Source organism: Rhodococcus antarcticus, from assembly GCF_026153295.1.
Lineage (GTDB): Bacteria > Actinomycetota > Actinomycetes > Mycobacteriales > Mycobacteriaceae > Rhodococcus_D > Rhodococcus_D antarcticus.
On the sequence record NZ_CP110615.1, the window covers coordinates 126,085 to 139,666 of the forward strand.

The 13,582-nt window shown below is 75.3% G+C and carries 13 protein-coding genes; 7 read left to right on the plus strand and 6 right to left on the minus strand.

Going from position 1 to position 13,582, the window contains the following annotated elements; all coding sequences use genetic code 11:
• The first annotated feature begins 54 nt into the window (after window positions 1–54).
• The 5 genes from RHODO2019_RS00580 to purB all read left to right on the plus strand — a co-directional run bounded on the left by RHODO2019_RS00580 (window position 55) and on the right by purB (window position 4,639).
• Window positions 55–1,170 carry an aminotransferase class I/II-fold pyridoxal phosphate-dependent enzyme gene (locus tag RHODO2019_RS00580; protein WP_265384866.1) on the plus strand — a complete coding sequence of 372 codons (1,116 nt, stop codon included), beginning with the start codon at window positions 55–57 and terminating at the stop codon, window positions 1,168–1,170.
• 121 nt (window positions 1,171–1,291) lie between these two features.
• A complete protein-coding gene (locus RHODO2019_RS00585) occupies window positions 1,292–1,807 on the plus strand; it encodes a SigE family RNA polymerase sigma factor (protein WP_265383152.1) in 516 nt (171 codons plus the stop codon).
• Window positions 1,800–2,444 carry a hypothetical protein gene (locus tag RHODO2019_RS00590; protein ID WP_265383153.1) on the plus strand — a complete coding sequence of 215 codons (645 nt, stop codon included), beginning with the start codon at window positions 1,800–1,802 and terminating at the stop codon, window positions 2,442–2,444. Before RHODO2019_RS00585 ends, RHODO2019_RS00590 begins: the two co-directional genes overlap by 8 nt.
• A gap of 101 nt (window positions 2,445–2,545) precedes the next feature.
• Window positions 2,546–3,214 carry a TetR/AcrR family transcriptional regulator gene (locus RHODO2019_RS00595; RefSeq protein ID WP_265383154.1) on the plus strand — a complete coding sequence of 223 codons (669 nt, stop codon included), beginning with the start codon at window positions 2,546–2,548 and terminating at the stop codon, window positions 3,212–3,214.
• Window positions 3,215–3,226: 12 nt separating this feature from the next.
• On the plus strand, window positions 3,227–4,639 hold the full coding sequence (gene purB, locus RHODO2019_RS00600) for an adenylosuccinate lyase (RefSeq protein WP_265384867.1): 1,413 nt from the start codon (window positions 3,227–3,229) through the stop codon (window positions 4,637–4,639).
• Window positions 4,640–4,845: 206 nt separating this feature from the next.
• Here purB and RHODO2019_RS00605 read toward each other — a convergent pair whose 3' ends face one another.
• Window positions 4,846–5,736, minus strand: coding sequence for a PDDEXK-like endonuclease domain-containing protein (locus RHODO2019_RS00605; protein ID WP_265383155.1), 891 nt, complete (start codon window positions 5,734–5,736; stop codon window positions 4,846–4,848).
• Between the two features lie 80 nt (window positions 5,737–5,816).
• Window positions 5,817–7,355 carry an MDR family MFS transporter gene (locus RHODO2019_RS00610; RefSeq protein WP_265383156.1) on the minus strand — a complete coding sequence of 513 codons (1,539 nt, stop codon included), beginning with the start codon at window positions 7,353–7,355 and terminating at the stop codon, window positions 5,817–5,819.
• 116 nt (window positions 7,356–7,471) lie between these two features.
• Here RHODO2019_RS00610 and RHODO2019_RS00615 point away from each other — a divergent pair, with 116 nt between their 5' ends.
• Together RHODO2019_RS00615 and RHODO2019_RS00620 are read left to right on the plus strand one after the other, a co-directional pair.
• Window positions 7,472–8,350, plus strand: coding sequence for a phosphoribosylaminoimidazolesuccinocarboxamide synthase (locus RHODO2019_RS00615; RefSeq protein ID WP_265383157.1), 879 nt, complete (start codon window positions 7,472–7,474; stop codon window positions 8,348–8,350).
• A gap of 248 nt (window positions 8,351–8,598) precedes the next feature.
• Window positions 8,599–9,336, plus strand: a complete 738-nt coding sequence (locus RHODO2019_RS00620; RefSeq protein WP_265383158.1) for a DUF2334 domain-containing protein — start codon at window positions 8,599–8,601, stop codon at window positions 9,334–9,336.
• Window positions 9,337–9,348: 12 nt separating this feature from the next.
• On the opposite strand, the gene RHODO2019_RS00625 is transcribed toward RHODO2019_RS00620, so the two are convergent.
• Genes RHODO2019_RS00625 through RHODO2019_RS00640 form a run of 4 tightly spaced genes read right to left on the minus strand, consistent with a single transcriptional unit; the run spans window position 9,349 to window position 13,551 of the window.
• Window positions 9,349–9,987, minus strand: coding sequence for an MBL fold metallo-hydrolase (locus tag RHODO2019_RS00625; protein WP_265383159.1), 639 nt, complete (start codon window positions 9,985–9,987; stop codon window positions 9,349–9,351).
• Entirely contained in the window at window positions 9,984–11,234 is a 1,251-nt protein-coding gene (locus RHODO2019_RS00630) for an alpha/beta fold hydrolase (protein WP_265384868.1), read from the minus strand. Before RHODO2019_RS00630 ends, RHODO2019_RS00625 begins: the two co-directional genes overlap by 4 nt.
• Entirely contained in the window at window positions 11,234–11,962 is a 729-nt protein-coding gene (locus tag RHODO2019_RS00635) for a response regulator (protein WP_265383160.1), read from the minus strand. Before RHODO2019_RS00635 ends, RHODO2019_RS00630 begins: the two co-directional genes overlap by 1 nt.
• Window positions 11,959–13,551 carry a sensor histidine kinase gene (locus tag RHODO2019_RS00640; protein ID WP_265383161.1) on the minus strand — a complete coding sequence of 531 codons (1,593 nt, stop codon included), beginning with the start codon at window positions 13,549–13,551 and terminating at the stop codon, window positions 11,959–11,961. The genes RHODO2019_RS00635 and RHODO2019_RS00640 overlap by 4 nt, the downstream gene beginning before the upstream one ends.
• Between the last annotated feature and the right edge of the window lie 31 nt (window positions 13,552–13,582).

Here is a 13,582-nt window from a genome sequence, read left to right on the forward strand (position 1 = left end):
CGCGGGGTGACCCCGACCAGCTCCCGCCGCTCCCGGATCGAGCCGTTCCACGTGATGGACGTGTGGGCCGCGGCCGCCGAGCGCGCCCTGACCCACGGCGACGTGCTCACCCTCGCCGCCGGTCAGCCCTCCACCCCCGCGCCGGCCCCCGTGCTGCGCGCGGCCCGGGAGGCGCTGGAGGGCCAGCTGCTCGGCTACACCGTCGCCCTGGGGCTGCCGCAGCTGCGCCACGCGATCGCCGGGCACCACCGCCGGGCCACCGGGGTCGACGTCACCGCCGCCGACGTCGTGGTCACCACCGGCAGCTCGGGGGCGTTCACCCTGCTGTTCCTGGCCGCGTTCGACCCGGGCGACGTGGTGGCGATGGCCCGACCCGGCTACCCCGCCTACCGCAACACCCTCACCGCGCTGGGCTGCGAGGTGCTCGAGCTCGACTGCGGCCCGGACACCCGCTTCCAGCCCACCGTTGCCATGCTCGAGGCGCTGCCCGCCCCCTTGGCCGGGCTGATCGTGGCCAGCCCGGCCAACCCGACGGGCACGATCCTGGCCGCCGAGGAGCTCGCGGCGCTGGCCCGCTGGTGCGAGGCGCACGGCACCCTGCTGATCTCCGACGAGATCTACCACGGCATCAGCTACGGCCAGCCCACGGCCAGTGCCTGGGAGACCTCCCGCGAGGCAGTCGTGGTGGGCTCGACGTCGAAGTACTTCTCCATGACGGGCTGGCGGCTGGGCTGGGTGCTGCTGCCGGAGCGCCTGCGGGGCGCGGTGGACCGGCTGACCGGCAACCTCACGATCTGCCCGCCGGCCCTGGCCCAGCACGCGGCGGTGGCAGCCTTCACGGACGAGTCCTACGCCGAGCTCGACTCCCACGTGCACCGCTACCGCACCAACCGCGACCTGCTGCTCGCCGGGCTGCCCGCGCTGGGGATCACCGACCTCGCCCCCGCCGACGGGGCGTTCTACGTCTACGCCGACGTCGCCCACCTGACGCAGGACTCCACCGCCTGGTGCGCGGCCCTGCTCGCCGAGACCGGGGTGGCCCTGGCCCCCGGGGTGGACTTCGACACGGTGCGGGGCGGGTCCACCCTCCGGCTGAGCTTCGCCGGGGCCACGGCCGACGTGGAGGGGGCGCTGCAGCGGATGGCCACGAGCACCCTGCTGCGCGGGTAGGAGCACGCAGCGGCCCGGTCGGTGCCGTGGAGCGTGCGGGACGGCCCCCGGCATCCTGGTCACCGGGCCGTGCAACCCTCCGGCCCGCTCCGTCCGTCCTCGTGCTGCAGGGAGGTGATCGGTGCACCCGACCCAGGAGCAGGCGTTCGCCGTGTACTTCGCGGACCGGCAGGACGCCGTGCGCCGCAGCGCCTACCTGCTCTGCGGGGACTGGCACCGCGCGGACGACGTGGCCCAGACGGCCTTCGTGAAGCTGCACCGGAGCTGGGACCGGGTGCGGGACAAGGGCGCGCTCGACGCGTGGATGAGGCGGACGGTGGTTCGGGTGGTGGTGGACGAGAGCCGACGACCCTGGCGGCGCGAGCGGTCGACGGAGGTGCTGCCCGAGCCGGTCGTGGACACGGTCGACCCCGGGGAGGCCATGGGGACGAGGGAGCTGGTGCTGGCGGGTCTGCGGAAGGTCCCCCCACGCCAGCGGGCGGTGCTGGTGCTGCGCTTCATCGAGGACCAGGACGTGGCCTCGACGGCGGCCGCGCTGGGCTGCAGCGAGGGCACGGTGAAGAGCCAGACCGCCCGTGGTCTCAGCACCCTGCGCGCGGCGCTGGAGACGGACGGGGAGGTGGTGGGCCGTGGCTGACCCGCACGGGGACGAGGCGCTCACCGAGCTGCTGCGCACCGCGGCGCCCACCCGGCTCCCCCCGGCCGGCTTCGACCACGGGTCGGTGCTGGCGGCCTCCCGGCGGGCCGGGGTGCGGCGCCAGCGGCTGCTGGCTGGCGGGGCGGCGGCCGTGGTCGTGGTGCTCGCCGGGGGTGGCGCGCTCGCGGTGCTCGGTGGTCCCGGTGAGCAGGGCACGGCGGCATCGGCCGCGGCCGGGCAGCAGGAAGACCCCGCGCCCCGCCGGAGCGCGCCGGGGGCGGCCTCGCAGCCCCGGGGGGCCGGCACGTGCGGTCCGACCGACCGCACCGTGTACGCGGCGCTGCAGCGGGTGTTCCCCGAGCTCGCCGCGCAGCCGCCCTTCCCGCTGGCCCGGGCGTGCCCCGCCGGCACCACCGGAGCGGGGGTGCTGCTCAGCGCCGACGGGGTGGTGGGCCGGGTGGAGGTCCTGGTCGGCCCCGCCGCGGTGCCGGCCACCGACGGGGCGACGGGCACCGCGACCACGGCCGACGGGCGCACCCTGACCGTCGTCTCGGTGCCCGCCGGGGGGTCTCCGGCGGGGCCGTACGCCGACCGCCTCGACGACGTCGCGCGCCGGGTGGCGGCCGCACTCGGGTGAACAGGGGGCACGCGGCGAGCACGAACGGGCGCCCCGGTCCGGTCGGGGTGCCGGCGCGGGGTGCGCACGGCCGGGCGCCCCAGGTTTGGCACGATGGGGTGATGACGTCGGAGGGGGCCGCCACGCCCAAGGGGGAGCGCCGCCGCCAGGCGCTGGCCGCCGCCGCGTCGGAGCTGCTGGACTCCGGGGGGTTCGACGCCGTGAAGCACCGGGCCGTGGCCGACCGGGCCGGGCTGCCGCTGGCGTCTACGACGTACTACTTTAACTCCCTCGACGAGCTGCTCGTGGCCGCGGTGGAGCACGGTGCCGCCGTCGAGCTGGAGGCGGTGCGCGCCCGCATCGACGACGTGACCCGTCGCCGCCGCGGGGCCGACGCCGCGGCCGAGCTCGTGCTGGACCTGCTGGTGGGTCAGGGTGAGGCCGAGGCGGACCGGGAGAAGCTGGTGGCCCGCTACGAGCGCTTCGTCTCCTCCGCCCGGCGTCCGGCCATGGGTCCGCTGCAGCGCCGGCTGCGCGTGCAGCTCGACGAGCTGCTCCACGAGGTGCTGGCTCGGTGCGGCCGCACGATCACCGAGCGGCGGCTGCGGCAGATGGTGGCCGTGGTGGACGGGGCGGTGGTGAGCGCGCTCATCGAGGGCCGGTCCGACCCACGGACCGTGGCGCGGGAGATGCTGCTGGAGGTGCTCGACGATCTCGCACCGCCCGTGGGTGGTGCCCTCGGCACGACCCTCGAGGTGGAGGCGCCCGGGACCGTGGGCGGCGAGCACTAGCCTGGTCGCGTGATTCCCGACGTCCTCGCCGCCCGCTACGCCAGCCCCGAGCTCGTCGAGCTGTGGTCGCCCGAGCACAAGATCGTCCTCGAGCGACAGCTGTGGATCGCGGTGATGACGGCCCAGTCCGAGCTCGGCGTCGACGTCCCGGCCGACGCCATCGCCGACTACGCCGCCGTGGTCGAGCAGGTGGACCTCGCGTCGATCGCCGCCCGCGAGCGCGTCACCCGGCACGACGTCAAGGCCCGCATCGAGGAGTTCAACGCCCTCGCCGGGCACGAGCACGTGCACAAGGGGATGACCAGCCGCGACCTCACCGAGAACGTGGAGCAGCTGCAGGTGCTGCGCTCCCTGCAGCACGTGCACGCCCACGGGGTGGCCGTGGCCGCACGGCTCGCGGAACGGGCGACGGAGCACTCGTCGCTGGTGATGGCCGGGCGCAGCCACAACGTGGCCGCCCAGGCCACCACGCTGGGCAAGCGGTTCGCCTCCGCCGCGGACGAGCTGCTGCTGGCGCTGGTCCGGGTGGAGGAGCTGATCGCCCGCTACCCGCTGCGCGGCATCAAGGGTCCGATGGGCACGGCGCAGGACATGCTCGACCTGCTCGACGGCGACCCGGCCAAGCTCGCCGCGCTGGAGTCACGGGTGGCGCAGCACCTGGGGTTCGCGCGCGTGCTGACCTCGGTCGGCCAGGTCTACCCGCGCTCGCTGGACCACGACGTGCTCTCCGCCCTGGTGCAGGTGGCCGCGGGGCCGTCCTCGTTCGCGCACACCGTGCGGCTGATGGCCGGCAACGAGCTGGTGACCGAGGGGTTCGCGGCCGGGCAGGTGGGCTCCTCGGCCATGCCGCACAAGATGAACACCCGGTCCTGCGAGCGGGTGAACGGCCTGGCCGTGGTGCTGCGCGGGTACGCGTCCATGGCCGGGGAGCTGGCCGGGGCGCAGTGGAACGAGGGCGACGTCTTCTGCTCCGTGGTGCGCCGGGTGGCCCTGCCGGACGGGTTCTTCGCCGTCGACGGGCTCATCGAGACCTTCCTGACCGTGCTCGCGGAGTTCGGCGCGTACCCCGCGGTGGTGCAGCGCGAGCTCGACCGCTACCTGCCGTTCCTGGCCACCACGCGCGTGCTCATCGCGGCCGTGCGGGCCGGGGTCGGCCGGGAGACCGCGCACGAGGCGATCAAGACCCACGCGGTGGCCGTCGCGCTGGCCATGCGCCAGGACGGTGCGGACAACGACCTGCTCGACCGGCTCGCCGCCGACGACCGGCTGCCGCTGGACCGGGCGGGGCTCGACGCGGCACTGGCCGACCGCTCGGCGTTCACCGGGGCGGCGGGTGCGCAGGTGGAGGCCGTGGTCGCAGAGGTGGCCGCGCTCGTGGCCCGGTACCCCGAGGCCGCGGGCTACACCCCCTCGCCCATCCTCTGAGGGGTCCTGGGTGCGGCGGCCGGGTCGGGTCCTGGGTGCGGCGGATGGGCGCGGGCCAGGTCGGGTCGGGTCGGGCGTTGGCCGGGTCCTGGGTGCGGCGGATAGGCGCGGGTCGGGTCGGGCGTGGGTCCAGTCCAGGGAACGGGTGATCGCCGTTCGGGCACCGTCACGTGGGCTGGGCCCACCTGAGCGTGCCCGAACAGCGATCACCCGCCGAGGACCGCGCGCCGCACCTCGTCCACGACCTCGTCCGGCCGCACCGTCAGGTCGTGCCAGGTGTACCGCAGCACCCGCCACCCGTCGTGGACCAGCGCGTTCTGCCGCACCCGGTCGGCCTGGAACCGTCCACGGTCGACGTGCCAGGCCCAGCCGTCCACCTCCACGGCCACCCGCTCGCGGACGAACGCCAGGTCCAGCTCGTAGCCGAGTGCCCGGTGGTGCAGCGTCCAGCCGCGGATCCCGGCGACGCGGAGCAGGCGCACCAGCACGCGCTCGGCGTGCGAGCCGGCCCGGTCGGAGGCGACGGCGAGCAGGGCCGCGGCAGCGGGGGAGCCGCGGCGGCCCACGTTGCGGCAGTGCGCCCGGTGCAGCGCAGGAAACCGGACCCGCCGCTGCAGGGCGCGGTCCAGGAAGGACGGCCCGTCCGGGCCCAGCGCCACGGCCGTCTCCAGCACGGTCAGCGCCACGTCGGTGACCCACAGACCGCGCAGCTCGACGCGATCGAGGTGGCTGAGGTCGCGGCGGCGCACCACGGCCGAGGACGCACCCGCACGGCGACGGCGGGGCACGGTCACGCCGATCGTCGTGGGTGCCTCGTCGAGCAGTCCGTGCCACCACGCAGCAGCGGGTCCGTGCACGGTGGCACCGGACCCGGCGCCCAGCGCTGCCTCGAACAGCCGGGCGCGGTCGGTGTGCTCGCGGTCGGCGACGCGGTAGATCGCCGGACCGAGGCGGAGCCACCGGCCGGTCGCCGCGCGGTGGGTGACCTGGTGGGGGGCCAGCCCGGCCTCCAGCGCCTGCGCCCAGCTGATCACGCCGTCCTGGCGCCGGAGGAACTCGTCGAGGAGCACGGTCGTCGGACGGCGCGGGCCACCCATCGGTTCCGAACCCTGGCGGGTGATCGCCGTTCGGGCACCGTCACGTGGGCTGAGTTCACGTCAGCGTGCCCGAACGGCGATCACCCGGACGTGGACGGCCGCACTCCCACGGGCTGGGCCCCTGCGGACGGCCGCACTCCCACGGACGGGGCTCCTGCGGGCGGGGCTCCTGCGGACGGGGCCCCCACGGGTGCGGCGAGCCCGGGCGCAGCCACGGCCGGCGGGGTGTCGCGGCCGGGCAGGGCGAGCACGGCTACGGTCATCACCGCCGCCAGCACGGCCACGGCCAGGAACACGTGCTGCGAGCCGGTCTCCACCGCGGCCGGGGTCTCGCCCGAGCGCACGGCCAGGTTCACGATGGCCCCGAACAGCGCGATGCCGAGCGCCGAGCCGATCGAGCGGCTGAACAGGTTGTTCCCCGTCACCACCCCGCGCTCGGCCCAGTCGACGGACGACTGCGCGGCGATCAGGGTCGGGCTCGCGACCAGGCCCATCCCGAGCCCGACGACGAAGCAGTACCCGGCCACCGACCAGACGGACGTGCTCGCGGTGAGGGTGGCCACGAGCCCCGTCCCGACCACGGCCACGGAACCGCCGAGCAGCGCGGTGGCCCGGAACCCGAAGCGCAGGTACAGCCGACCCGCCTGCGAGGCCGCCAGGGGCCACCCGATGGTGAGCGTGGCCAGGGCGAACCCGGCGACCAGCGGCCCGTGCCCGAGCACCGTCTGCACGAAGGTCGGCACGTAGGAGGTGAGCCCCAGGACGACCGCCCCCACCGCGGCCGCGACCAGGCTGGTCACCACGAGCAGCCTGCGCCGGAACACCCACAGCGGCAGCACCGGCTCGGGGACCCGCTGCTCCACGAGCACGAACCCGACGAGCAGCAGCACCCCGCCGCCGAGCACGCCGACCGAGAGCACCGAGGCCCACGCCCACGCCTGGCCGCCCTCGAGCAGCCCGAGCACCAACATCGTGGACCCCACGGTCAGCAGCGCGGCGCCGGTGGCGTCGATCCGGTGCCGGGTGCAGTGCACGGTCTCGTGGAAGCGCCGCTGCAGCGCCCACGCCGCCACCAGGCACAGCGGGATGTTGACGAAGAAGATCCACCGCCAGGAGACGTACTCGCTGAACACCCCGCCCAGGGTCGGCCCCACCACGGCGGAGATCCCCCACACGCTCGCCAGGTAGCCCTGGGCCTTGGCCCGCTCGGCCAGGGTGTAGATGTCCCCGGCGATGGTGATGCTCATGGGCTGCACCGCGCCCGCGCCGAGGCCCTGCACCGCGCGGAAGACGATGAGCGCGGGCATCGACCACGCCAGCCCGCAGAGCACCGACCCGAGCAGGAACAGCCCGATCCCGAACAGCATCACGGGCTTGCGACCGACGACGTCGGCAAGCTTGCCGTACAACGGCACCGAGACCGCCTGGGCCAGCAGGTAGGTGGAGAACAGCCACGGGAACGAGCTGAACCCGCCGAGGTCGTCGACGATGGACGGCACGGCCGTGGCGATGATCGTCGAGTCCAGGGCGACGAGCCCCGTGCAGAGCATCAGCGAGACGAGGATCGGGCCGCGCTCGGAGCGGAAGCCGACGTCGACCTTCTCGGTGGTGCTGGTCATGCGGGCCTCTCGGGGACGGGCGTGGCCGTGCGGGTCGTTGCTGGACGCAACTGTGCACCGGGTCCGTCTGTTCCGCCCCCGCTGCGCCGCCGCCGTCCCCGCTAGGGTCTGCGGTCGTGCGCCCCGACCTCAGCCGCTACCCGCTCGTCGCCGCCGGCAAGGTCCGCGAGCTGTACGAGGTGGACGCCGGGCACCTCCTCATGGTGGCCAGCGACCGCATCTCGGCCTACGACCACGTGCTGGAGACACCCATCCCCGGCAAGGGTGCGCTGCTGACGCAGATGAGCGTGCACTTCTTCGACGTGCTCGCCCGCGCGCTGCCCGGGCTGCGCAACCACCTGGCCGGGACGCTGGACGACGAGCGGATCCCCCAGTCGGTGCTGGGGCGAGCCCTGGTGGTCCGGCGGCTGGAGATGCTCCCGGTGGAGTGCGTCGCCCGGGGCTACCTCACCGGCTCGGGCCTGGCCGACTACCAGCGCACGGGTGCGGTGTGCGGGGTCCGGCTGCCTGAGGGCCTGGTGGAGTCCAGCCGCCTGCCGGAGCCGATCTTCACCCCCGCAGCCAAGGCCGAGCTGGGCAGCCACGACGAGAACGTGGACTTCGAGACCGTGGTGCGCACCGTGGGCCGGGAGCGCGCCACCGAGCTGCGCGAGCTCACGCTGCAGGTGTTCGCTGCTGCGTCCGTGCACGCAGAGCAGCGGGGGATCATCCTGGCCGACACCAAGCTCGAGCTGGGCCTGGACGCCGACGGCGAGCTGGTCCTGGCCGACGAGGTGCTGACCCCCGACTCGTCGCGGTTCTGGCCCGCCGAGGGCTACGCGGCCGGCCAGGTGCAGCCCAGCTACGACAAGCAGTTCGTCCGCGACTGGTTGACCTCGCCCGCCTCGGGCTGGGACCGCCACGGCGGTGCCGCGCCCCCGGCCCTGCCCGAGGACGTCGTGGCCGCCACGGCCGCCCGCTACGCCGATGCGCTCGCGAAGCTCGCCCGTGCGTGAAGGCTGGGGACAGGTGCCCCACCAGCACGCACGACCCCGGGCGCGACACCTGCCCCGCTGGGCCGACCTGCCCCGCTGGGCCGACCTGCCCCGCTGGGCCGACCTGCCCCGCTGGGCCGACTTGCCCCGCTGGGCCGACCTGCCCCGCTCAGCCGACCTGCCCCGCTCAGCCGACTTGCCCCGCAACGGCCGTCCGCGCGACACGTCCGGGACGCCCGGCGTTCGCCTCGCGCGCCCACACTCGCCCTGTGCCCGCCCAGGTGATCGTCTCGCTGTCGGGGATCCGCTCCGCCCACCTCGATCTCGCCGCCGAGCTGTCGGAGGTCCTCGCCGCCCGCGGGGTGCCGCTGTCGCTGCTCCTCGCGCCGCGGAGCGGGGGTGGGCACCGGCTCACCCACGACGCCCCGACCCTGGAGTGGCTGCGGCTGCGCCGTGACGCGGGGGACGCCATCGTGCTCCACGGCTACGACCAGGCCGCCACCAAGGGCCGCCGCGCCGCGCTCGCCGCCCTGCCCGAGCACGAGGCGGCGCTCCGGCTCACCGCGGCCGACCGGGTGCTCGAGTCGCTCGGCCTGCGCACCCGGCTCTTCGCCCCACCGCGCTGGACCGTGTCGACCGGAGCGCTCCGAGCCCTGCCCCGCACCGGGTTCCGGCTCTGCGCCGACCTCACCGCGGTGCACGACCTCGAGCACGCCAGCCAGGTCCGCGCCCGCGTGCTGGGGGTGACCGGCCGCGCCGGGGGCTCCGGGCTGGGGGCCACGGAGAACGCCACGACCGAGCCGTGGTGGTGCCGGGCGCTGGTCATGGGGGCCGGTCGCACGGCCCGACGGGGCGGAGTGGTCCGCATCGCCGTCGACGCCCGTCACCTCGGCCGCTCGGGCCCGCGCCAGGCCGTGCTCGACGCGGTGGACCTCGCCCTGCACCACGGGGCCCGGCCGGAGCGCTACCGCCTCGCCTCCGAGCCCGCCGTCGTCCGTGCGGCCTGACCCGCCCCGGGCTCAGACCTCCGTCGCCACGCCCGGCTCCAGCACGGTCACGGTGGTCCCCTCGGGGGCGAGCCCGCGGAACGCGTCGTAGTGCATCGAGGCGATGGTCGTCACGGCCTGGTGGATCGGGACCGCCACCCGGGGCGCGACGGCCTGCAGGTAGTCGACCCCCTCGGAGAGCTTCATCCACGGGGCCGCGGTCGGCAGCGCCAGCACCTCGACGGGTGAGCCCGGCACGTGGAAGGAGTCCCCCGGGTGCAGCAGCTGGCCGGGGGCGGAGTCCGTGCCGAACAGCAGGGCCACGTTGTCCACGCCCGGGAACGCCGGGTGGATGACGGCGTGGTCACCGCCCTGCACGTCCACCGTCACCGCGCCGACCTGCAGCGACTCGCCGACGTGCAGGGCGCGCCAGGAGCCGCCCTGCTGCTCGGCGGTCTGCGGGTCGCAGGCCAGCAGGACGCCGGGGTTCGCCTCGACCAGCGCGGGCAGCACCGCGGGGTCGAGGTGGTCGGCGTGCTGGTGGGTGACGAGCACGGCGTCGAGTCCCGTCAGGGTCTCGAACCCGCTGGAGAACGAGCCCGGGTCGACGAGGATCCGGGTGCCGTCGATCTCGACGAGCAGGCAGGCGTGGCCGAAGTGCGTGAGCTTCACGGGGTGGTCTCCTCAAAACTGGCCAGGACGTCAGCGGCCGGGCGGGGGTGCCGGCCGGGGTGCAGGAAGTTGCGGGTCAGCGCCATCGTCAGCGCCGGCAGCTCGAACTGGGGCACGTGCCCGCACTGCGGGATGATGAGCGACTCGGCGTCCGGCACCGCCTCGGTGACGTGGCGGGCGAACGACGAGGGCACGAGCTTGTCGTCGGAGCCCCACAGGAACAGCGCCGGGGTGGTCATCTCCGGCAGCCGCTCCCAGAAGCCCGCCTCGCCGAAGGGCTCGTCGGTGTAGATGTTGAGCGCGGCGGAGATGAAGGCCCGGCGGTGCCCGGCGTGGCCCATCGCGTTGACGTACTCGTCCACGGCGGCGTCGTACCAGCTCTGCGGGACCCGGTCCGGCACCGCGAACATCCGCTTGAGCCCGCGCAGCACCACCGGCCGCGGCAGTCCCAGCGGGGCCCGGGCCAGCCCCACCGGCAGCACCTTCGCCAGCGGCGCGAGCTGGCGGTAGCGGCGGAAGGCGGGTGCGGCGCAGAGCAGCACGAGCTTCGAGACGGCCTCGGGGTCGCGCAGGGCCAGCTCCAGGCCCAGGCGCCCGCCGAGGGAGTTGCCGATGACGATCGCGCCCCGGGCGTCCACCGCGTCGAGGAACGAGCGCAGCCACCGGTAGAGCTGGTCGGCGCTGTAGGCCCAGGGCGGCGCCTCGGACGCGCCGAATCCGGGGGTGTCGGGGGAGAACACGTGGTGGTCGCGGGCGAGGTCGGCCAGCACCGGGAGCATGGAGGCGTTGGTGGCGCCGAGCCCGTGCAGCAGCACCACCGGTGGCCCGTCCCCCGGCCCGGCCTCCAGGTAGGCGGTGCGGGCGCCGAGCGCGCTGACCTCCCGGGCCACGGGTCGGTTCGGCTGCGGCACGTCCGGGGCGAAGGAGCCACCGATCTGCAGCACGGTCGCGAGGCTGCCGCGGGCCACGAGGTCGCCGGCCAGGAAGGCATCCACCCCGGTGCGCCGGCCCAGCAGCAGCTCCTCGAGGGTGCGGGCATCGGTGCGCAGGGAGCAGGTGGGGTGCGGCGCGGCGCCCTCGGTGAGCGTGACGGCACCGTGGTCCACGTCGACGGTCCACCTCCCCCGGCCCACCACGTCGAGCAGCAGGGAGGCGCGCGTGCCGGCCAGCACGGTGCGGCTGAGGTCACGGGGGAGGTGCTCGGCCAGCAGGGTGGCGGGGTCGGTCCCGCGGGAGGTGCTCCGCATCACGTGCCCGACGGTAGCCCGTGGCCGTCCCCAGGGCTGCAGGAAGGGCCCCGTGCCACCCATCGGTACCGGACCAGGGGTCGCCCGGCCCGGCCGTGCTCGGTGGTCCGCTCCACCAGGCCGTCACCGGCCATCCGCTCCAGGTAGCGCCAGGCCGTCACCCGGGAGATCCCGACGGCAGCTCCTGCCTCGGCCGCGCTCACGCCGTCGGTGCTGTCCCGCAGGGCGGCCGCCACCTGCTCGAGGGTCTCCGGGGCGACCCCCTTGGGGCTGGTGGCCCGCTCGTCGGTGGAGCGCAGGCTGGCCATGGCCCGGTCCACGTCGCGCTGGCTCACGGCCACCTCGCCGTCGGGCAGGGCGCGCCGGTAGTCGGCGTAGCGGTCGAGCTTCTCCCGGAACGCGGCGAACGTGAAGGGCTTGAGCAGGTACAGCAGCACCCCGCTGGCGACGGCCTCGCGGACCACGGCGAGGTCCCGGGCGGAGGTGATCGCGATGACGTCGGGGCTCGGCAGCAGGGCCTTGAGCGCACCGCAGACCTCGAGGCCGCCGGTGTCGGGCAGGCCCAGGTCCAGCAGCACCAGGTCCGGCTCGTGGGTGGCCGCCTCGCGCAGGGCCGCAGCCGCGGTGTGCGCCGTGGCCACCACCCGGAAGTCCTCCAGGCGCCCCACGTAGGCCACGTGGGCGGCGTTGATCAGCGGTTCGTCGTCCACGACGAGGACCCTGATCACCGGGACCGGACCCCCAGGGGCAGCACGGCCGTCACCACGCTGACCTCGCTGTTCTCCGCCCGCACGCTCCCGTGGTGCCGGGCCACGAGCTGGGCGACGAGGGCCAGACCGAGCCCGGCGTGGCCGGACTTGGTGGAGCGGCCGCGCTCGGTGGCGACGGTCAGCGCGGCCGCGCTCATCCCGGGCCCGCTGTCGGCCACCGTCACCACCAGCGCTCCGTCCTCGGTGCGCACGCTCACCTCCACCCACGGCTCCCCGTCCACCGCGCTCGTCGCACCCACGGCCGCGTCGCACGCGTTGTCGAGCAGGTTGCCGACCAGGGTCACCAGCTCCCGGGGGTCGAGCCCGGTGTCGGCGGCCACGGCCGTGTCCTCGCTGACCGTGAGCGCCACCCCGCGCTCGGCCGCCTGGGACACCTTGCCCAGCAGCAGGGCCGCCAGGGCCGGCTCGCCCACCGCGGCCACCAGCCGGTCGACCAGGTGCTGGCTGAGCTCCAGCTCGGCGGTGGCGAACGCGACCGCCTCGTCGGTGCGGCCCAGCTCGACCATGGTGATGACGGTGTGCAGCCGGTTGGCCGACTCGTGGGCCTGGCTGCGCAGGCTCTCGGCGAACCCGCGCACGGAGTCCAGCTCACCCAGCACGCCCTGGAGCTCGGTGTGGTCGCGCAGGGTCAGCACCGTGCCCAGGGGGCGACCCTCCCACGTCGCGGGCACCTGGCTGACCAGCAGCACCCGCGCACCCGTCAGGTGCAGCTCGTCGGTCACCTCGGCCCCGCTGCGCACCAGCTCCCGCAGCGAGTCCGGCATCTCGTCCACCCGCACGTCCGGCTCGTGCAGGTCGAGCAGCCGACGCGCCTCGTCGTTGACCAGGCTGACCCTGTGGTCGGGGTCCACCACGACCAGGCCCTCGCCGACGGCGTGCAGCACGGCCTCGTGGTGGACGTAGGTGTGGCGCAGCTCGTCCGGGCGCAGGCCCAGGGTCTGGCGACGCAGCCGTCGGCTGAGCAGCAGCGAGCCCGCGGTGGCCACGGCCAGGGCCACGGCCACCACCACCGCGAACACCGGGAGCTGGCCCACGAGCTGGCGGCCCAGGGCCTCCTGGGTGATGCCGACGGCCACCAGCCCCACCACGGCCCCGTCGGCGTTCTGCACCGGGGTCACCGCCCGGATCGACGGCCCCAGCGTGCCGGGGTACTCCTCGGTGAAGACCTGCCCCGCCAGGGCGGGGGTGATGGTGCCCTCGAAGGGCAGCCCGAGCAGGTCCGGGTTGGGGTGGGAGTAACGGGTGCGGTGCGGCGCCATCACCACGACGAAGTCCACCCCGCTCGTCCGTCGCACCGCCTCGGCGACGGGCTGCAGCTGGGCGGCGGGATCTGAAGCGGCGAGCGCCGTCCGGGTGGACGGGGCGGCGGCCAGGCTCTCGGCGATCCCGAGGACCTGGTCGCGCGCGGAGTCCTGACCGTCGCGCCGCGCGTCGAGCAGGGCGAGGCCGGCCCCGGCCAGGACGACCACGGCCAGCACCACGAGCTGGAGCACGAACAGCTGCCGCGCGAGGCTGCCCCGTCCCTGTCCGCGCCGTCGTTCCGCCACCGGAGCATCATCGCGCGGCTGAACGAAACGC

Bases quoted from the DNA above. Each gene is read 5' to 3' on its own strand.
- RHODO2019_RS00610 (WP_265383156.1), bottom strand. From the start codon at position 7,355: ATGACCAGCACCACCGAGAAGGTCGACGTCGGCTTCCGCTCCGAGCGC.
- RHODO2019_RS00605 (WP_265383155.1), bottom strand. From the start codon at position 5,736: ATGGGTGGCCCGCGCCGTCCGACGACCGTGCTCCTCGACGAGTTCCTC.
- RHODO2019_RS00595 (WP_265383154.1), top strand. From the start codon at position 2,546: ATGACGTCGGAGGGGGCCGCCACGCCCAAGGGGGAGCGCCGCCGCCAG.
- RHODO2019_RS00580 (WP_265384866.1), top strand. From the start codon at position 55: ATGGACGTGTGGGCCGCGGCCGCCGAGCGCGCCCTGACCCACGGCGAC.
- RHODO2019_RS00630 (WP_265384868.1), bottom strand. From the start codon at position 11,234: ATGCGGAGCACCTCCCGCGGGACCGACCCCGCCACCCTGCTGGCCGAG.